Here is a 17,531-nt window from a genome sequence, read left to right as displayed (position 1 = left end):
ATGTAGAATTTGGTTTTCTTCTTCAAATTTTACAATCTCAAAATATTCAATCAACAGTTCAGGTAAAAATAATTTAAGCAGTTCGGCATCATTTAGCATTATACAAAAATAGCATTTTTTATTTTCTCCCCAACTTTTGAGACTGATCCGCGTTTACTTCTTTATATGGAAGTTTGTTGACAGAGATAATTGCAGGCAATAATGTTGAAATTAAAAATGAATTGGATCAAGCAATAAGAGAGGCTATTGATGTTATATTAGGAGAAAAAGAAGCTTATTTGATCAGTAATAAGCATTTTTATTTCACTAATTTTTTAATTGACAATAGAGAAATCCTTGAAAAGGAAAGTATAACCGACATTACAAAAACAACTTATAAAAATATTATAACAGCTCTGCATGCCTAAATATTTAACATGTCTTTAAATTTACTTATCAATCAAATTGATTCCCAATTTTCTAATAGCAAAAATAATGTCTATTCGGATGAAAGAAGAGAGGAGCATTTCATAAATATTTATAAAATATTTTCTTCCATAAAACATTTAAGTAATACTGGAGTAATCCTTTCTACTGACATACCTGTTTATAAGCAAATTTTACAATATATCATTTCCGATTTACAATATTTAGATAACAGCACCTTAAATGTAATTCCTTTTGAAATTATATCTTGTTTGGAACTTGCGCTTAAAGATTGGATAGATGATGATAACTTAATTCTCTCAACATCACTATCAAATAATTTTAATGATTTATATTTTTCAAGAAATAAAGAGTTTTTTGATCATTTAAATATTTTCTTAAGTTCTAAATCTTTAGAACAAATAAAGTATAGACAAATTAGAATTTCTCTGCCAAAAATTTTAAGTAGAGATTATTTAGCAACAGTTTCACTTTATCATGAACTAGGTCACTTCATTGATGCTGAATATAATATTTCAAAAAGAATCTTATCAAAAATTAGCAAATCCACAATTATAGCCGACGAAAAGTCATTTTTAAATCATACTGCAGAATATTTTGCTGATCTATTTGCAGCACAATATATTAGTGATGCATCTAATCAATACTTATATGATAGAACAAGTTATGATAACGATTCATACACACATCCCAGTACATCTAAAAGAATTACATTAGTAGATGATTTTCTAAATATGAGACCTTCTTCTATTATAGATGATTTTAAAGAAATTGTAGAATTAGTTGGAAAAAAAATAGAATTAAGATTTGAAGAAAAGACTATCTCAAATTCAAACTTTTATAAATTTATTCCTGAGATTTTAGAAAACGACAAACAACTTCATTATATTTATAAAATAGGTTGGGGAGTATGGAAAGATAATACGAGCACTAGTTTTATAGATCTTCCTGAAAAACAGAAGTATCAAATGTTAAATAATTTGATTGAAAAATCTATTTCAAGTTATTTTTTATTAAAGAGCTGGAATAATAAAAGCTGAATTTTATGAATGGCGGAACACTACATAAAAATGAAATAAAATCATTGATTAAAGATAACCACTTATTTATTCATCCAATTCTTGATGAAAATCAGATTGGAGACATAAGTATTGATCTTAGAGTTGGTACCGATTTTTTATTTCAACATCAAGGTAGATCATCATATATAAACACTTCCTCAAATGATATATCTTCACGTTCAATAAAAAGTAACTTTACACAAACTAGAAGAAAGATTGGAGAAAATTTTCTATTGCACCCATTTCAACCTACTCTATTTTCTACTTTAGAATATATAAAACTTCCCAATAATGTTTACGCAGTCTTATCTTTACGAAGTTCTTATAGTAGATTAGGATTAACAATGTCAACTATTTTACAACCTGGATATTGTGGGTGTATTTCTGTAGAGATAATTAATTCAGGAAACACTCCAATTGAGATTGTTTCAGGAGTAAGATTTCTACAAGCCAGATTAATTAAAGTTGATAGTGAAAAATTGAACTATTTTAATGATATTAGAAAATATGCATGCCAAGTCCGACCTGTTCCATCTAAAGCAAATGAAGATAAAGAAATTGAGCAATTAAAAAAACTCTCATAAAACTTCATATATTTGGATAAATTTTCTTGGTAATAAAAACCATTATCAGATTTTATCAACTATTTTCTGAACATCAAGTTCCTCAAGACAAGCCCAATCTCCCCTATAACATTCCTTATCTCCAAAAACAGAGCAAGGCCTACATGTAAGATCTTTTACCTGTACAACATCATCTTCACTCTGTCCAAAGCCTAAAAACCCTGCAAATGGATGCGTAGAGCCCCAGATAGAGACACATCGCGTTCCCATTAAACTCGCCAAATGCATATTCGCTGAATCCATAGAAATCATTAGCTCTAATTCTGAAATTTTATTAAGCTCTTCTGTAAGACTTAATTTCCCAGACAAGCTCTTGGTATTCGGAATTTGACTTTCCCATTTTTCTAACGTTTCAGTCTCATTTTTTCCACCTCCAAAGAAATAGATTGTATGTTTCTGTGCTAAAATCCTTACAAGCTCGTAAGACTTTTCCAAAGGAAGCATTTTTCCTTTATGCTGAGCAAACGGAGCAAAGCCTATTCCCGATTTCTTTTCTGTAATAGGTCTTAACTGATGAGAAAGTTCAACTTTAAAACCCATATCCCTAAAAACATCAGCATAGCGCTCAACCGTTTTTTTTAATTGTGTTTTATTCAGATTCCAAACATCTGTTAAATACTCTTTTTCTTCTTTTCCTTTGTTTATTTTAAATACTTTAAGACCTTTTCTTCTGTAAATTTTATCTAAAATTTTGGTCCTGATTACGTCATGCAAATTGGCAATCATATCAGGCTGAAATTCTTTTATTAATTCATTTGCCAATCTTTGCAATCCGAAAAAACCTTTATAATCATCTAAGTTGATTCCTTTAAAGATAATATTCGGAATATCAGAAAATAAGCTCTCAAAACTCTTCCTTGAAACCATGACGATTTCTACATTCGGATTCTGTTCTAAGAACTCTCGAAAAACAGGTGCTGTCATAGCGACATCACCAAACGCGGAAAAACGATATGCTAAAATTCTGGTCACGACTACGACTTCAGTTGATAGGCAACTGCATAAAATTTAATTTGTTTTGTCATCGCCATTAATCCATTGGCTCTAGAAGGGGAAAGAAATTCCTGTAATCCGATCTCGGAAATAAACTCAAAATCCGAATCTAAAATTTCCTGCGTAGAATGTCCGCTGTAAATGCTTACCAACAACGAAACGATTCCTTTTGGTAAAATACCATCCGAATCAGCATCGAAAAACAGTTTTCCATCTTTGAACTCAGCATCGATCCAAACTTTACTTTGGCAACCTTTAATTAGATTTTCATCACCTTTCTTGTCATCCGAAAGGCCTTTCAATTCTTTTCCAAGATCTATGATATACTCATATTTTTGCTCCCAGTCTTCAAGAAACGCAAACTCGTCGATAAGTTCTTTCTGTTTTTCTTTAATGGTCATTCTTACTTTCTTTTTGCAAAGATAACCAATTTTAAAAAGATAATTTAATATAGACTTATTATGAAAAACAATTTGTAATAATTCTTAAAAGGCTCATCTTTTTCTTTTTAAACACAAGGCTAGACAAAGATTTTGCAAGTTTTGAAGATACTTTAAGAGAAACAAAGCCGCTTCGCTTATTTTAGAAATACAAATTTTAAGATCATTCTATTTGTTTTACATTGATAAGTGGAACGCCTTGGTTTAGCTTTAAAACACAATAGTTTATTAATTCTTTGTTTTTCTTTGTGATAAAAACTTATTGGGAAGCTTTTTCAAAAACCTGTAATAATTTCACTTCTTCATTTTCCCAGCAAAGTGTATTGGCTGCTTTTTCAAGTTCGGGTTGGTAATTTTTTCTTCCTTTATTTAAAATTAATTGAATCGCTTTGGCAATATTTTCCGGTTGATGATCTTTAATAATTTCTCCAATATCAAATTGATTTTTAATATTCTGCATTTCCGGAAGATTTGATAAGATTAAAGGAACTCTCGCCTGAATACCATCTAAAACTTTATTAGGTAAGGAATAAAAATAACTCTCTCCCCCATTCTCTTCGATGCTCATTCCGCAGTCAACCGTTACCGTGATTTCTCTTAAATCTTCTGGTCTTAATTTTCCTAGAAACTGAACTTTATGTTGAAGATTTTCGCGGATAACCAAGTCCTCATACTCTTTCTTACGAGGTCCGTCTCCAGCAATTTTTAAGATGACATTATCAAGATGATGCATTGCTAAAATTGCTTTATCAATTCCTCGAAACGGATTAATTGCCCCTTGATACAAAATTACTTTTGGATTATTTTCAGGAATTTCCAGATCAAAATCTATTTTTCGAGGTGCATTTTGAACCACAATTGGCTCAACTCCATATTTTTTTTGGAACCATTTTCCATAACTTCCGCTCGCCGTTATCATGAATTTCACTTTCGGAACCATGCTTCTCTCAAGATATCTCCACAATTTTTGTGACATTTTGCCTTGAATTGCCGGCATTTCGGAAAAAATTTCATGACTGTCAAAAACTAAAGGAATATTTAATTTTTTAGCAATAAGATAATTCGGTAGCAAAGCATCCAAATCATTGGCATGAAGAATTGTATTCTGATCTGCTTTCTTCTTTAATTCATGGTATAACTTCCAATTAAATTCAAAATAAGCTGTTTTTAAACTTTTAGAAATAAGTTGTATTCTCGAAAAAGAATAAGGTCTTTGCATATCCTCTGTTCCGCCCCAATTATTTCCTATTAATTCAATCTCATAGCCATTTTCATTCAAGGTCCTGCAAACCTTTTCAATACGCTGATCAGTATATAAGTTGCTAAAAGCAGATGTAATTATCTTTTTCCTCATTTCCCCTTATTTCCTGCCGACAAATGGTAAATTTGTATAAGACAAACCAGCCCGTTGGGTATGATTACCGGCCACAGCATTCCGCTGAAGATACCATAAATGACAAAACAAATACAGCCAATCATATTTACAATTCTGATTTTTCTTACATCTTTCAATATAAAGCTCAACACAACGAAAAGTGAGGCAGAATATCCGACATAAGTAGAAATTTCGGGATTCATGAGAAAAATTTATGAGATAACAAACTTAGTCATTTTCAATAAGATAATAAAGTTTTTTTCTGCCATAAAGTCATTATTTGATTTTTGGTAAAATATTTGTAATTTAGATAATGAATAAATGGCAATGTTGCTTTTATTCTAATGAGATATATTATGGATTATAAGTTTTCACAAGGTTTGAGCCAGGTGTTCAAACAAAGCAAAAGCGAAGCTAAAAGGCTGAAAAGTGAATTTCTCAATACAGAACATCTACTTTTAGGTATTATAAAAACGGAAAACTCTGCAAAAGAAATCCTTCAAAACCTTAATGCGGATTTAACACAAATCAGAAGAAAAATTGAAACTCTAAATACAGTAAGTCTTAATCCTATTTCTGAGGAGGTTACCAATATTTCTTTCACTAAGATGGCAGATCATTCCATCAAACGTGCTGAGTTAGAATGCAGACAATACAAAAGTAATGAAATTAATACCGTTCATTTGCTTTTAGGCATTCTATATAAATATGAAGACCCTACCTCAAGTATATTAGGAGCTTACGACATCGATTATGAAGGAGTTTCAAAAGAATATCAAACGATGCTTAAAAACTCCGGACAGGCACCACAAATGAGTGCTTATGATGACGATGAAGAAAGAGAAGATTTTGAGCAAATGAGAAAGCCTACGGGAAATCTAGGATCTGCAAAAAGTAAAACTCCAACATTGGATAACTTTGGTAGAGATCTTACTTCTTTGGCAAGAGACGGGAAATTAGATCCAGTGATTGGTCGTGAGAAAGAAATCGAAAGAGTTTCTCAAATTCTATCAAGAAGAAAGAAAAACAATCCGTTGCTTATTGGTGAACCGGGTGTTGGTAAATCTGCCATCGCTGAAGGATTAGCTTTAAGAATTCAACAGAAGAAAGTTTCCAGAGTTCTTTATGGTAAAAGAGTAATCACGTTAGATCTTGCAAGTTTAGTTGCGGGAACAAAATACCGTGGACAGTTTGAAGAAAGAATGAAGGCCATCATGACGGAATTAGAAAAAAACCGTGATGTGATCTTGTTCATTGACGAACTTCATACAATTGTTGGTGCTGGTAGCTCAACAGGAAGTTTAGATGCTTCCAATATGTTTAAACCGGCTTTAGCAAGAGGTGAGATCCAATGTATTGGTGCCACAACTCTTGATGAGTACCGTCAGTATATTGAAAAAGATGGGGCTTTAGAAAGAAGATTCCAGAAAGTAATGGTGGAACCTACCAACATTGAAGAAACCATTCAAATCTTGAATCAGATTAAAGACAAATACGAAGAACATCATAATGTTGTGTATACTCCAGAAGCAATTCTGGCTTGTGTAAACTTAACGGCAAGATATATTACAGATCGTTTCTTACCAGATAAAGCAATTGATGCAATGGATGAGGCAGGATCTCGTGTTTATATTAAAAACATGAAAGTTCCTACTGAGATCATTGATTTTGAACAGAAAATTGAAGACATCAAAGAATTGAAGCAGAAAGCTGTAAAAGCTCAGGATTATCTTGAGGCCAGAAAGCTTAAAGATGAAGAAGAACGTCTTCAAATGGAACTTAATGCTGCTCAGGATAAATGGGATAAAGATGTAAAAGAGAAAAAAGAAACTGTAACTGACGAAAATGTAGCAGAAGTAGTTTCTATGATGAGTGGAGTTCCTGTAACGAAAGTTGGTAAAAATGAACTTGATAAACTAGCTCAGATGGACGAAAAACTGAACGGAAAAGTTATCGGTCAGGAAGATGCTGTGAAGAAAGTTGTTAAAGCTATTCAAAGAAACAGAGCCGGTCTTAAAGATCCAAACCGTCCGATAGGAACTTTTATTTTCCTTGGAACAACCGGGGTTGGTAAAACTGAGCTGGCGAAAGTAATGGCAAGAGAGCTTTTCGAATCTGATGAATCTTTGATCAGAATCGATATGAGTGAATACATGGAGAAATTTGCAGTTTCAAGATTGGTTGGAGCGCCTCCGGGATACGTTGGATACGAAGAGGGTGGACAATTAACAGAAGCTGTAAGAAGAAAACCTTATGCAGTAGTTCTTTTGGATGAGATTGAAAAAGCTCACCCAGATGTGTTCAATATCTTATTACAGATCTTAGATGAAGGTCACGTTACAGACAGTTTAGGTAGAAAAATTGATTTTAGAAATACAATCATTATCCTTACTTCAAACATCGGAACGAGAGATATTAAAGACTTCGGAGATGGTGTAGGATTCGGAACTTCTGCTAAGAAAACAGGTTCTGATACAAGAGCAAGAGGAACCATTGAAAATGCCCTTAAAAAAGCATTTGCTCCTGAGTTCTTAAACAGAATTGATGATATTGTGATCTTCAACTCTCTTGAGAAAGAAGATATCAAGAAAATCATTGATCTTGAATTGAACAAGCTTTACACCAGACTTGATAAATTAGGATATAAAGTTGACTTAACTGATGAAGCTAAAGACTTTATTTCTGAAAAAGGTTGGGACAAAGACTTCGGTGCAAGACCACTAAAAAGAGCAATCCAGAAATACATTGAAGATTTATTGGCTGAAATGCTGGTAAACAAACAATTAAACGAAGGAGAAACTATTATTTTAGATGTGAATGAAGCGAAAGATGGCCTAGCCGGAAAAGCTCAGAAAACAAAAAAGACGGTTGAAAAATCTTCTTAATAAATAATTTAATTTTTTAAATAGAAAGCATCGGGAAATTCTCGATGCTTTTCTTTTATACTGAAATAATTTCTGCAAATGAAACTAATATAAAATCTGTAGAAAATAAAAAAATTACAGCCCCACCACAAACCCAATATTAGGCACTAGCCCACTAGAAAACACACTTGAATTCTCTTTCCAAAGCACATTATACATTACACCAATTTGCATAAAAGAATTTCCACCTATGCGCTGCATATATCCACCTCCAAGATATAAAGCGGTTTCTTCTCTGTGATCTTTGTAATCGTAGAACTTGTCTTTATAATCAATGAAATAATGTTGAAGATTGGCTCCTACATAAAAAGATCGCGCAAAATAATAGTTCGCAAAAGGACCAGCTCCAAACATTGTTGAGCTATAATATTTTGAGGTCTGCCATGAGACACTTCCTATAACTCCTGCTTCTAAATCGTCGGTTAGTCTATATCCTACTCTTGGGGAAGCCTGGAGGTAAAAAGCACTGTTACTTCCGAAGCCTAAACCAATTCCTCCTCCAAAAGTCCATTTATTATTTTGTTGTATGGGTGCACCTACTGAAACTTGGGAAAACACTGACCCTGAAAGTATCAGCATCAATGCAATAGTAATTTTTTTCATATTAATATCGTTTTTATCAATGTTTAAAATTATGGTTTTTTTACGAATATTTTTAGTTGTATTTTTGCCGCATCAAACTAAGAACTCCCGTTAAGAGTTTCGTAAAATTGAAATAAAATGAAAATAGTAGTAGGATTATCAGGAGGTGTAGACTCCAGTGTTACAGCGTATTTATTACAACAACAAGGTCATGAAGTAGTGGCTTTGTTTATGAGAAATTGGAACGATGCTTCCGTAACGTTAGAAGATGAATGTCCTTGGATAGAGGATAGCAATGATGCGTTGATGGTTGCCCAGAAACTAGGAATTCCGTTTCAGGTGATTGATATGAGCGATCTTTACAAAGAAAGAATCGTTGATTATATGTTTGATGAATATCAGAAAGGAAGAACTCCGAATCCTGATGTTTTGTGTAACAGAGAAGTAAAATTTGATGTTTTCATGAAAACAGCGATGTCTTTAGGTGCCGACAAGGTGGCTACAGGACATTATGCAAGAGTAGACTCTACTTTTGACGAAAATGGAAAGGAAATTTTCCATTTGTTAGCAGGAAAAGATAATAATAAAGATCAATCATATTTTCTGTGTCAATTGAATCAGGATCAATTATCTAAAGCGTTATTTCCTATTGGAGAATTAACAAAACCTGAAGTAAGAGAAATCGCTAAAGAAATCGGATTAGTTACGGCTGATAAAAAAGATTCGCAAGGATTATGTTTTATTGGAAAAGTAAGTCTTCCTCAATTTTTACAACAACAATTGGTTCCTAAAGAAGGAGAAATAGTAGAAATTTTCAAAGATTCACCTTTGTTTTCTCAAGAAACACCGAATTTCTCTTCAAAAGAAGAAGAATTAGAATTTTTAAGTAAAAAAATCGATTATAAAAAAGCTGACGGAAAAGTAATTGGAAAGCATCAGGGTGCTCAATTTTTCACGATCGGGCAAAGTAAAGGGCTAGGAATTGGCGGACACAAAGAAAGCTGTTTTATCGTATCCAGAGATATGGAAAACAACATCATTTTTGTGGGCGAAAGCCACAGCTTCCCAGGATTACATAAAAAAGCTTTGAAAGTTGATAATGCCGAATTGCACTGGGTTCGTGAAGACCTAAGATTAAAAAATGGAGAATCTATGGAAGTATTGGCGAGATTCCGTTACAGACAAGCTTTGCAGAAAGCAACGATCTTCCAGTTTGAAAATGCTTTTTACATGGAATTTGAAGAACCTCAATCTGCGATTGCGGAAGGACAATTTGCTTCCTGGTATCTAGATGATGAACTTATTGGAAGCGGAGTAATTGCGTAAAAAAGAAAGTTTTCACATTTTTCTGTAACGTATTTTAAGTTGTGATACTTACTAAGTAAATAACAATTAAAAATATTAATTATGAAAACTTCATTAAAAAACCAGTACGCTCAAGCAAATCAAGTATTAATAGCAATTGTATCTGCTGTTTTAGGTTACAATATTTATCAGGCAATGATGCATCCAGAGAATTCGCATCTTATCTTAAGTATTGCTTTAGTAGCTCTTACCTATGTTATGATACAGAAATTTGGATACAAAACAACACCAGAAAAAGGTCAGCAAGACTAAACAATCATTATAAATTTAGTAAACCCGGAGCAGCAATGTTTCGGGTTTATTGTTTAATTCTATACTTTACATTAGGTAAGATAAAGAATGCTATAACAATAATTTCTAAAATTAAAATTATCATCAAATATCCGACAAAGACATTTTGTGTCAAGGATAAAAGATATCAAGGAAAAATTGAAAAATCCAGAATATAAGCTCCATGAATTCCATTTTATAAGTACATGTATTAGTTTTAATCAAGAGCCTATTGCTCTGTTCGAAATATTTCAGAAAGCTGATCGAAAGACCTTTGTTCCAGATTCCATAAGCTTTCCGATTGAAAGTGAGGAAATTCCAAAATCAATTGTACAACAGCTTGAAGATACAGAGTCTAACAGAATTGATTACAGGTAATTAGTTGATTGTTAATCGTATTCCATTTTTGGATAAAAATTAACCTACTAACCAATCTTTAAAATCTTTCACACGATCGCGGCTTACGGTGATTTCCTCTTGGGGTTGAAAATCTAATTCTACTTTATAATTGGGTGAAGTATGAATATTTTTGATGTAATCTGAACTGATAATAAACTGTCTGTTTGCACGGAAGAATTTCTTTTCATCCAAGACATCTTCCAGCTCATCCAACGTGAAATCCGAAGGGTAAGTACGATCTTCTGTCTGAAGATAAACAATCTTATTTTCACTAAAAAAGCAACTGATCTCACTGGTTTGAACAATCTTCAAATTATATCCGATTTTCACTAAAACTCTGGAAAGTGTTGTTTTATCTTTTTTGATCAACTGCTTAATTTCCTGTGAAGTAACAGGATTACCTGAAGGAAGAAATGATTTAAATTTTTCAATAGCTCCCGACAAATCTTCTTCCAAAATAGGCTTTAAAAGATAGTCGATGCTGTTTAACTTAAAGGCTTTCAGAGTATACTGATCAAAAGCTGTCGTGTAAATGATAAATCCTTTGGTAGGAACTTTTTCAAAAATATCAAATGATAAACCATCTCCCAAAACGATGTCCGAAAAGATAAGCTGCGGATGCTCATTTTCTGAGAACCATTTTACTCCGTCTTCCACAGATTCAATACTTGCAACAACCTCTAATTCAGGAAACAAACTCAACATTCTTTCTATCTTTCTTGCTGCAGGTTTTTCGTCTTCGATAATGACAGTTTTGATCATTGATTTTTAGTTTTTGATTTCGAAATAAAATTAAATAAAAGTTTTCAGCTATTAAAAGTTTATAGGTTCTTTTGTTTTTTTCATTTTCTTTTCCATCACCGATTTTTCCCACTCGGAATCAAAAACAAATAATTTTACCGCTTTTACAGTCAAAATAACCGCCCAGATTCCTAAAATAATTGACCCATCAAAAAGTGAAAAATCAAATACTCCTTTTTCAAAGATATCGTCTAAGAAAACGAATCCTAAAATGATTGCGAACCAAAATATACCTTTATAGAATTTTCTTAGTTCTTTTACTCTTTGTTCTGCCTGATTATAATTCATGATATTGATTTTTAAAAAGTTATTATTAATCTATTAAAGTGTTTTTACGCTTTTTCTTTCTTCATCCATCAACTCTTTGATCTTTTTTTCTTCCCAGTCTTTTCCTATTCCAAAAACGTTGATTCCGTGTGCCACAAGACCGATTCCCCATCCTAACATTGGCCAATAAAACCATAAATGATTAAAGGAAGTTAAAAGATTAAGAACCAATAAAAAAGGAATTATCAAACAATAAGAAGTAAGATTTCCATAGAATCCTTTGAGCTCTTTTACTCTTTTTGTTGCTTTTTTATAAGCTAAATTTTCTTTGTTTGGGTAAGTTTCCATAATATGTTATTTTAAAGATTTGTTTGTTTTTCTTGAATCAAATTTAGGTCAATAAAGAACTTCCAATCAACTTTATCTTACTGAGCTGTAGAAAATGGATACTGAAATGTAAAAATCTAAATTTAATGGAAATTACGGGGCTTAATTTTTCTTTCTCTCTCGGATTTTGCAGATTACGCAGATGATTAGGTTTAATTTTTGTGTGGAAAATAGACGCCTCAACAAGGTTTAAGTTTACGATTAGTTCTATTTAATAAATAAACGGAATCAGTTTTTTTGTAGATTTTCTATATTCGATATATTCTTCTCCAAATTGTTCTACCAAAGCCTGTTCTTCTATTCTGATTCTATAGATAAATGCTAATAAGGGAGGAACAAATGCTAAAATCGATGAAAACCAATTATTTAAATACAAACCAAGACCAAAAGAAGTCAACAAAGAAAAGGCATACGATGGATGTCTCAGATATTTATAAAATCCCTCTTTCTTGATTTTATGATCTTCTCTTATCGTTACATCAACCGTAAAATACTTTCCTAAAGACCTGATGATGATGAATCTTAAAATGATTCCGATAAGAATACAAATTTCACCAAGATAAAAGATCCAGTTCGAGTGAGTGATGGGAAATTTTATTATGTTTGAAACCGTTACAGATACGGCAATAGAAAAAGGAATAGCGATCCATAATATATTTAATGTAGATTTATCTTTATTTTTCTGATCTTTTTCTCCCGATTTCAATATTCTTTTATAAAGAAATTCGCTCAAAAACCAAGCACCCATTGAAAGATAAAAAATGATTTGTAATGTTTCCATGTTAATGTTCTTTATCCATTAATTCTTTGATTTTCTTTTCCTCCCAATTATTTCCCAGGATAAATCCCGGAAAAAAAAACCTCATTCCGTAGCCAACAACTCCTATTCCCCAAAATATGGGAAGAGCAAAATATTTTAAGCTCCAAATGGTTTGTCCAGGTTCTAATTCTCTGTAATTCAAAAACAAAACAAATATATTCACTGCTACATAAATAAAAACAAAAGAGTAGAAATTTTTAATCTTTTTTACCTTTCTTTCAGCTTCTTTGTAGCGAATGTCGCTTTCGTCAATAGTTTCCATAGTTATCGTTTTTTATTGTTTGTTTTGTTTCTCTAAAATCTCTCTAATCTTTTTTTCTTCCCATGTTTTTCCGATAGCGAAAACATTCATTCCGTGTGCTAAAACCCCAATTCCCCAACCCAACATCGGAAAGTAAAACCAAATATGTTTGTGGTTTGTAATCAAATTAATAATGATCAAAAACGGAATAATTACACAATAAGAAATAAGGTTTCCGTAAAAGCTTTTGATCTCTTTCACTCGTTTTTTTGCTCTTTCATAAGCTTTATCATTATCTTCAGGTTTCACATTCACAACGTTTGGTTTACCTGATAATATCGGAAGCTTTACTTTAAAATAATCTTCAGATTTTTCAATGAAAACATTCTTTTTCGTGAGTAAAGAATAACGCTGAACAATATTCGCCAACCCAATCCCAGCACTCTCTTTCATCTGCTCTCTAACCTGCAGATTATTTTCAATGCATAATGTATCATTTTCAGAAAAAACTTTAATAATTAATGGTTTTGAAGATGTAGCAAAATTATGTTTGATACAGTTTTCCAACAACAACTGCAGTGAAAGAGGAACGACATATCTTCGGTAATCTTCCTGATTAACATCAAAAACAAAATCTACACTGTCTTCAAATCTTGTTTTTAATAAATCACAATACGTTTTTGCAAACTCTATTTCATCTTCTACTGTAACTAATTCTTTATCTTTCTGCTCCAAAACATACCGGTAAATCTTTGACATTGAAGCCGTAAACTTCTGCGCCTGCCTCGGATTTTCATCAATTAACGAACTTAAAACATTTAATGAATTGAAAAGAAAATGCGGATCAAGCTGGTTTTTTAAACTTTCAAACTGTGCGTTGGCAGATTTTGCAATGAGCTTTTGCTCTACTACTTCTTTTTTGGAGGTTTTCTTCAATTCCTCCATAAAACCTCTTGCGTGAAGAAAAGCAGAGATTAATAAAGCAACATTAATGGTAAACCAATTGATGAAATTATATCGCCCTGAAAAATATTCTGTTGTATTTACCGCCTTCTGAATCAGTACAAAATTCACATAATTACAGAAATACACCAATATGACATTGGCAATAAGAATCGAAATAATGCTTATCGCGGCTCTTTTGGTGGTGGCTTCAGACCAGGGAAATTTCTTGTTAAGAAAATCATTAAGCATACCATTTCCGCCAGCCAATATGAATGAATACATGAAAGATATCAAGACAGTTAATAAAAAGTTTTCAATCGTTTTTTCATCTGTAAAAACGAAAAAGAAAAACATTGAAGTTGCCAATGATATCCAAAGTAAGGTGATAAAGTTTTTACGTTTCATGATTCAATTTCTTAGCTCAAATTTAGACTATATTCAAAATACTTAAAATTATTTCTTGCCGAACCGTCATATTTAATTCCTGAACGGCACAAAAAAACCTTCCATGATCTGGAAGGCTTAGAATATTGTTACATTGATTATTTGGTGGCCTGACTGATAAAATACTGAGCCTCTCCTTTCCCCCAGTTTGGATCTAATGCAGATTTTGGTTGATAAGAATTAAATTTCTCTAATGCCTGTTTAAACATCTCAATCCCTTTGGTCTTGCTTCCTCCGTATTGTTCAGGAGTGAAATAGGTATCTTCAGCCTTTATCAAAGCAATTCTTGGATTGGCTGGATCTAATTTCTCAGCAATTTTAAGTTGTTCTCCCGCTTTTGCACCATCTGTCATAAATCTTTGTTGAGGATTCACCATCATCTTTAAAGAAGACGCCATTTTTCTTAATAAATGAATCTCAGCATTATTTTTTTGACCTGCATTTTCAGCAGCATCCAGATATTTTTCTACTTGTCCGGCAATGATATCCAACTCTATCATATTCCCTTCTCTCATCTGAACTCTCCCTTTTTGAATGTAGGCAAAAGCAGCATAATAAGACGGTAACCATTGCGTTGTTTCTTTCTTTCCAATTCTGTCAAAATCATTCGCTAATGTCTGAAAATCTTCTGAAGATTTACATGATTCTAATTTTGCAATTTTTTCAGTCATTGCTTTTTCATAAGCAGTCTGAGCAAAAGCCGTTAAACTCATCAATACTAAAGCAAAGCTTAATAGGTATTTTTTCATTTTTTCTAAGTTTTTTTGAGGTTAGTTTATATTGTAATGTCTGTTATATCTTTAATTAAAAAACCGATTCGGTTTCTACTATTTTACAAATTATTATTGATAGCATCTTGGGTTTTATCAACACCAAAACTTATAAATGCGCCTACAAAAACAAAGGTATTAATCGGCGGAACCACTCCAGAACTTCTGGATCCGTCTTGAGAAAAATTGTATCCGTATACATTTTTTGTTCCTAAAACATTAGAAATACTCAAAACAAAAATGGTGAAAGCTTTAGCATCTTTTTTTCCAAGATTCGGAAGATAATTAAAACTTAAATTAAGTGCACTATAGTCTTTCAGTCTTCCTTCATTTCTTGTATAATTAATGATTTGTCCATTAACATCTTTCGTTGCAAAGTCATAATATGGGCGTCCTTTTGCGTAGCTATACGATAGGTTAACCCCTAATTTCCATTCAGGAATAAATCTTTTGGCAACCGCTGAAAGAGTATGTGCAGATGCAAAATTGGGTTGTAAACTTACAGGATAATTCATAAAATCTCTTTTTGAATCCAAGTATGAATAACTGATCCAATAATCGATATTATCAAAAGTTTTCTTGTCTCTCCAGAACAGCTCCAACCCCTTTGCATACCCAAAACCATTATTATTATCAGCTCTTTGGATCGGTTGAGTTTGATTATCATTAAATCCAAGATTTGACACTTTAATCAGCTGATCATATTTCTTATAAAAAGCCTCGAATCGTAAGCTTCTGCCATCCGTTGCTCTCTGAACCTGAAAAATATAATGCTGAGACTTTTGAAAATCAAGATTGGCAGGACCATTAATATATTTACTTTCAGGGTTTTGATAGAATAATCCATAAGCGAAAGAGGTGGTCCAGTCTTTTGCAAAACGATAAGCCAAAGCCAGTCGAGGTGCAATGTTGCTTTTTCCGAGATAAGATGAATTCTCTGCCCTCACTCCTATTTTAGCAGATAAATTGTTACTGAAACCCAAATCTGTTTCTACAAAAGCAGCTGAGATTAAATCTTTATAATGCTTATTGATTTCTTCAAACGTCAGCTTTTCGTCAGTATTGTTTACTTCAAAACCTCCTCTAACAGCACTGATTCTATTTATTTTTCTTTCTAAAACTGCTTTAAAATTGATATAATTTCCGTCGGTAAGCAATCTTGTCTTATCTGATTCAATGTCATTGGACTCGGTTGAAAAATTAAGATCTGTTCTGTTGAATGAATAAGACGTTCCTGCGTTAAGAAGATATTTTCCGAATTTTTGTTTGAAAGATAAATTGTGATAGGTATTTTTTCCTTTCAACTTAATTATAGAATACTCATTATCAGCCTCTAAACTTTCTGTTTTTACGCCCATACTATTGGTATCATATTTCCCATAATATTTGAAAAATCCACCTGATTTTGTTTTAATTCTAAAATTAGCATCAGCATTCAATCCTTGCGGAGCATCTATAAAATCGGTATTAAAATCGAAAACCTTCTGCATTAAATTCAAATTAGAATATCCTAAAGTTGCGCCATAAGAGTGGGTTTTATCATCACTTAGCTTTTGAAAGCCAGCATTCGCAAAAATCGAAGAAATACCGAAATCATAAGAACTCTGGTCCGGAAGATCTACACTTTCCAACATTAATGCTCCGGAAAGAGCCTGCCCATACAAGGCTGAATATCCTCCGCTTGAAAATACATTTCCTTTAAAAAGTGACGTATTAAAACGATCTCTACCCGCAATTCCCGGAACTGAACTGGAAAAATAATTGTTAATTAAACTTCCATCCATAAAAATTTTAGATTCTGTTCCTGTCCCTCCTCTGATGAATAATCCTTCAGACTCTCCTACTTTCTGTACGCCAGGAAGATAGGTTAATGCAGAAGTAATCTGGCCGTCTGCCCCTGCTGTTGTGTACACGTCAATAGGTGTTAATAATGCGGTTGCTCTTTTCTTATCGCTTGCTTCTATGGAGCCTGCTGAGATCACGACGGCATCAATCTCGTTAATCTGTTCTTTCAATTCTACATTGACGGATATTTCCTGATTTTCAATGACAATTGGTTTTTCTACATCATTATATTTTGAATGGGTAAATATCAAAGTATGATTTCCTTTTTCTGACGTTTCAAATGAGAAGTTACCATTTGTATCAGTTGTAGCTCCATCATACGTGTCTTTCAAGGTGATATTTATTTCGCTGATTCCCTTATTTCTAAAAGTTACTTTTCCTGTAATTTTCACCTGAGCATAGCTTAGAAAAAATGAGAAAAAAGCAATAAGAAATAAAAATCTTTGTGTCTGCGTTTTCATTGTTGTTAATTTTCGGATCAAAAATACAGTTGAAAATGCCTTTCGGTAAAAAAAAACTTACCGAAAGGCATACTTTGAACTCTGAGTCGCAG

At 32.6% G+C, this 17,531-nt stretch carries 20 protein-coding genes; 7 read left to right on the top strand and 13 right to left on the bottom strand.

Annotation, left to right across the window (positions count from 1 at the left end; translation table 11 throughout):
• Positions 1-176: 176 nt before the first annotated feature.
• From BUB80_RS16810 to dcd, 3 genes are read left to right on the top strand one after another with little or no spacing between them, the layout of a single operon-like run.
• Positions 177-407: a hypothetical protein gene (locus tag BUB80_RS16810; RefSeq protein ID WP_139262752.1), complete on the top strand. Its 231-nt coding sequence runs from the start codon at positions 177-179 to the stop codon at positions 405-407.
• 9 nt (positions 408-416) lie between these two features.
• On the top strand, positions 417-1,466 hold the full coding sequence (locus BUB80_RS16805; protein WP_073295208.1) for a hypothetical protein: 1,050 nt from the start codon (positions 417-419) through the stop codon (positions 1,464-1,466).
• Between the two features lie 5 nt (positions 1,467-1,471).
• Positions 1,472-2,071 (top strand): dCTP deaminase, encoded by a 600-nt coding sequence (gene dcd / locus BUB80_RS16800; protein ID WP_073295202.1) that lies wholly within the window; start codon positions 1,472-1,474, stop codon positions 2,069-2,071.
• 45 nt (positions 2,072-2,116) lie between these two features.
• Here the strand turns inward: dcd and BUB80_RS16795 are convergent, their stop codons facing one another.
• The 4 genes from BUB80_RS16795 to BUB80_RS16780 form a co-directional block, all read right to left on the bottom strand.
• Entirely contained in the window at positions 2,117-3,082 is a 966-nt protein-coding gene (locus BUB80_RS16795) for a glycosyltransferase family 9 protein (protein ID WP_228433867.1), read from the bottom strand.
• 2 nt (positions 3,083-3,084) lie between these two features.
• Positions 3,085-3,504, bottom strand: a complete 420-nt coding sequence (locus BUB80_RS16790; RefSeq protein WP_073295197.1) for a SufE family protein — start codon at positions 3,502-3,504, stop codon at positions 3,085-3,087.
• 298 nt (positions 3,505-3,802) lie between these two features.
• The gene (locus BUB80_RS16785) at positions 3,803-4,897 is read right to left on the bottom strand and encodes a glycosyltransferase family 4 protein (RefSeq protein WP_073295194.1); all 1,095 of its coding nucleotides are present in this window, start codon (positions 4,895-4,897) and stop codon (positions 3,803-3,805) included.
• The gene (locus BUB80_RS16780) at positions 4,894-5,121 is read right to left on the bottom strand and encodes a uroporphyrinogen decarboxylase (protein WP_073295191.1); all 228 of its coding nucleotides are present in this window, start codon (positions 5,119-5,121) and stop codon (positions 4,894-4,896) included. Before BUB80_RS16780 ends, BUB80_RS16785 begins: the two co-directional genes overlap by 4 nt.
• 153 nt (positions 5,122-5,274) lie before the next feature.
• Here BUB80_RS16780 and BUB80_RS16775 point away from each other — a divergent pair, with 153 nt between their 5' ends.
• Positions 5,275-7,803 (top strand): ATP-dependent Clp protease ATP-binding subunit, encoded by a 2,529-nt coding sequence (locus BUB80_RS16775; RefSeq protein WP_073295189.1) that lies wholly within the window; start codon positions 5,275-5,277, stop codon positions 7,801-7,803.
• A gap of 114 nt (positions 7,804-7,917) precedes the next feature.
• Here the strand turns inward: BUB80_RS16775 and BUB80_RS16770 are convergent, their stop codons facing one another.
• Positions 7,918-8,445 (bottom strand): hypothetical protein, encoded by a 528-nt coding sequence (locus BUB80_RS16770; RefSeq protein ID WP_073295186.1) that lies wholly within the window; start codon positions 8,443-8,445, stop codon positions 7,918-7,920.
• 117 nt (positions 8,446-8,562) lie between these two features.
• Here BUB80_RS16770 and mnmA point away from each other — a divergent pair, with 117 nt between their 5' ends.
• From mnmA to BUB80_RS16755, 3 genes are all read left to right on the top strand, one after another.
• A complete protein-coding gene (gene mnmA / locus BUB80_RS16765; protein ID WP_073295183.1) occupies positions 8,563-9,750 on the top strand; it encodes a tRNA 2-thiouridine(34) synthase MnmA in 1,188 nt (395 codons plus the stop codon).
• Positions 9,751-9,831: 81 nt separating this feature from the next.
• Positions 9,832-10,041 (top strand): hypothetical protein, encoded by a 210-nt coding sequence (locus BUB80_RS16760; protein ID WP_073295180.1) that lies wholly within the window; start codon positions 9,832-9,834, stop codon positions 10,039-10,041.
• 177 nt (positions 10,042-10,218) lie between these two features.
• Complete coding sequence (locus BUB80_RS16755; RefSeq protein ID WP_228433865.1) at positions 10,219-10,437, top strand: hypothetical protein; 219 nt, start codon at positions 10,219-10,221, stop codon at positions 10,435-10,437.
• A gap of 39 nt (positions 10,438-10,476) precedes the next feature.
• Here the strand turns inward: BUB80_RS16755 and BUB80_RS16750 are convergent, their stop codons facing one another.
• The 8 genes from BUB80_RS16750 to BUB80_RS16715 form a co-directional block, all read right to left on the bottom strand.
• On the bottom strand, positions 10,477-11,220 hold the full coding sequence (locus BUB80_RS16750; RefSeq protein ID WP_083547204.1) for a LytR/AlgR family response regulator transcription factor: 744 nt from the start codon (positions 11,218-11,220) through the stop codon (positions 10,477-10,479).
• A gap of 51 nt (positions 11,221-11,271) precedes the next feature.
• The gene (locus BUB80_RS16745) at positions 11,272-11,547 is read right to left on the bottom strand and encodes a 2TM domain-containing protein (RefSeq protein ID WP_073295178.1); all 276 of its coding nucleotides are present in this window, start codon (positions 11,545-11,547) and stop codon (positions 11,272-11,274) included.
• Between the two features lie 33 nt (positions 11,548-11,580).
• Complete coding sequence (locus BUB80_RS16740) at positions 11,581-11,874, bottom strand: 2TM domain-containing protein (RefSeq protein WP_073295175.1); 294 nt, start codon at positions 11,872-11,874, stop codon at positions 11,581-11,583.
• Positions 11,875-12,124: 250 nt separating this feature from the next.
• Positions 12,125-12,694 (bottom strand): methyltransferase family protein, encoded by a 570-nt coding sequence (locus tag BUB80_RS16735; protein ID WP_073295172.1) that lies wholly within the window; start codon positions 12,692-12,694, stop codon positions 12,125-12,127.
• A 1-nt stretch (position 12,695) separates the two neighbouring features.
• Positions 12,696-12,995: a 2TM domain-containing protein gene (locus BUB80_RS16730; protein ID WP_073295170.1), complete on the bottom strand. Its 300-nt coding sequence runs from the start codon at positions 12,993-12,995 to the stop codon at positions 12,696-12,698.
• A 12-nt stretch (positions 12,996-13,007) separates the two neighbouring features.
• Complete coding sequence (locus BUB80_RS16725; protein WP_073295167.1) at positions 13,008-14,324, bottom strand: 2TM domain-containing protein; 1,317 nt, start codon at positions 14,322-14,324, stop codon at positions 13,008-13,010.
• Positions 14,325-14,461: 137 nt separating this feature from the next.
• Complete coding sequence (locus tag BUB80_RS16720) at positions 14,462-15,112, bottom strand: hypothetical protein (protein ID WP_073295164.1); 651 nt, start codon at positions 15,110-15,112, stop codon at positions 14,462-14,464.
• Between the two features lie 83 nt (positions 15,113-15,195).
• The gene (locus BUB80_RS16715; RefSeq protein WP_073295161.1) at positions 15,196-17,439 is read right to left on the bottom strand and encodes a TonB-dependent receptor; all 2,244 of its coding nucleotides are present in this window, start codon (positions 17,437-17,439) and stop codon (positions 15,196-15,198) included.
• Between the last annotated feature and the right edge of the window lie 92 nt (positions 17,440-17,531).

It is taken from the genome of Chryseobacterium polytrichastri, from assembly GCF_900142445.1.
GTDB lineage: Bacteria > Bacteroidota > Bacteroidia > Flavobacteriales > Weeksellaceae > Chryseobacterium > Chryseobacterium polytrichastri.
Note: the sequence above shows the minus strand (reverse complement) of the source record. Positions and strands in the feature narration are given on the sequence as shown.

Coding starts and splice junctions, on each gene's coding strand:
- BUB80_RS16715 (WP_073295161.1), bottom strand. CDS start 17,439: ATGAAAACGCAGACACAAAGATTTTTATTTCTTATTGCTTTTTTCTCA.
- BUB80_RS16720 (WP_073295164.1), bottom strand. CDS start 15,112: ATGAAAAAATACCTATTAAGCTTTGCTTTAGTATTGATGAGTTTAACG.
- BUB80_RS16750 (WP_083547204.1), bottom strand. CDS start 11,220: ATGATCAAAACTGTCATTATCGAAGACGAAAAACCTGCAGCAAGAAAG.
- BUB80_RS16775 (WP_073295189.1), top strand. CDS start 5,275: ATGGATTATAAGTTTTCACAAGGTTTGAGCCAGGTGTTCAAACAAAGC.
- dcd (WP_073295202.1), top strand. CDS start 1,472: ATGAATGGCGGAACACTACATAAAAATGAAATAAAATCATTGATTAAA.
- BUB80_RS16745 (WP_073295178.1), bottom strand. CDS start 11,547: ATGAATTATAATCAGGCAGAACAAAGAGTAAAAGAACTAAGAAAATTC.
- BUB80_RS16725 (WP_073295167.1), bottom strand. CDS start 14,324: ATGAAACGTAAAAACTTTATCACCTTACTTTGGATATCATTGGCAACT.
- BUB80_RS16760 (WP_073295180.1), top strand. CDS start 9,832: ATGAAAACTTCATTAAAAAACCAGTACGCTCAAGCAAATCAAGTATTA.
- BUB80_RS16785 (WP_073295194.1), bottom strand. CDS start 4,897: ATGAGGAAAAAGATAATTACATCTGCTTTTAGCAACTTATATACTGAT.
- BUB80_RS16740 (WP_073295175.1), bottom strand. CDS start 11,874: ATGGAAACTTACCCAAACAAAGAAAATTTAGCTTATAAAAAAGCAACA.
- BUB80_RS16735 (WP_073295172.1), bottom strand. CDS start 12,694: ATGGAAACATTACAAATCATTTTTTATCTTTCAATGGGTGCTTGGTTT.
- BUB80_RS16780 (WP_073295191.1), bottom strand. CDS start 5,121: ATGAATCCCGAAATTTCTACTTATGTCGGATATTCTGCCTCACTTTTC.
- BUB80_RS16805 (WP_073295208.1), top strand. CDS start 417: ATGTCTTTAAATTTACTTATCAATCAAATTGATTCCCAATTTTCTAAT.
- BUB80_RS16790 (WP_073295197.1), bottom strand. CDS start 3,504: ATGACCATTAAAGAAAAACAGAAAGAACTTATCGACGAGTTTGCGTTT.
- BUB80_RS16730 (WP_073295170.1), bottom strand. CDS start 12,995: ATGGAAACTATTGACGAAAGCGACATTCGCTACAAAGAAGCTGAAAGA.
- mnmA (WP_073295183.1), top strand. CDS start 8,563: ATGAAAATAGTAGTAGGATTATCAGGAGGTGTAGACTCCAGTGTTACA.
- BUB80_RS16770 (WP_073295186.1), bottom strand. CDS start 8,445: ATGAAAAAAATTACTATTGCATTGATGCTGATACTTTCAGGGTCAGTG.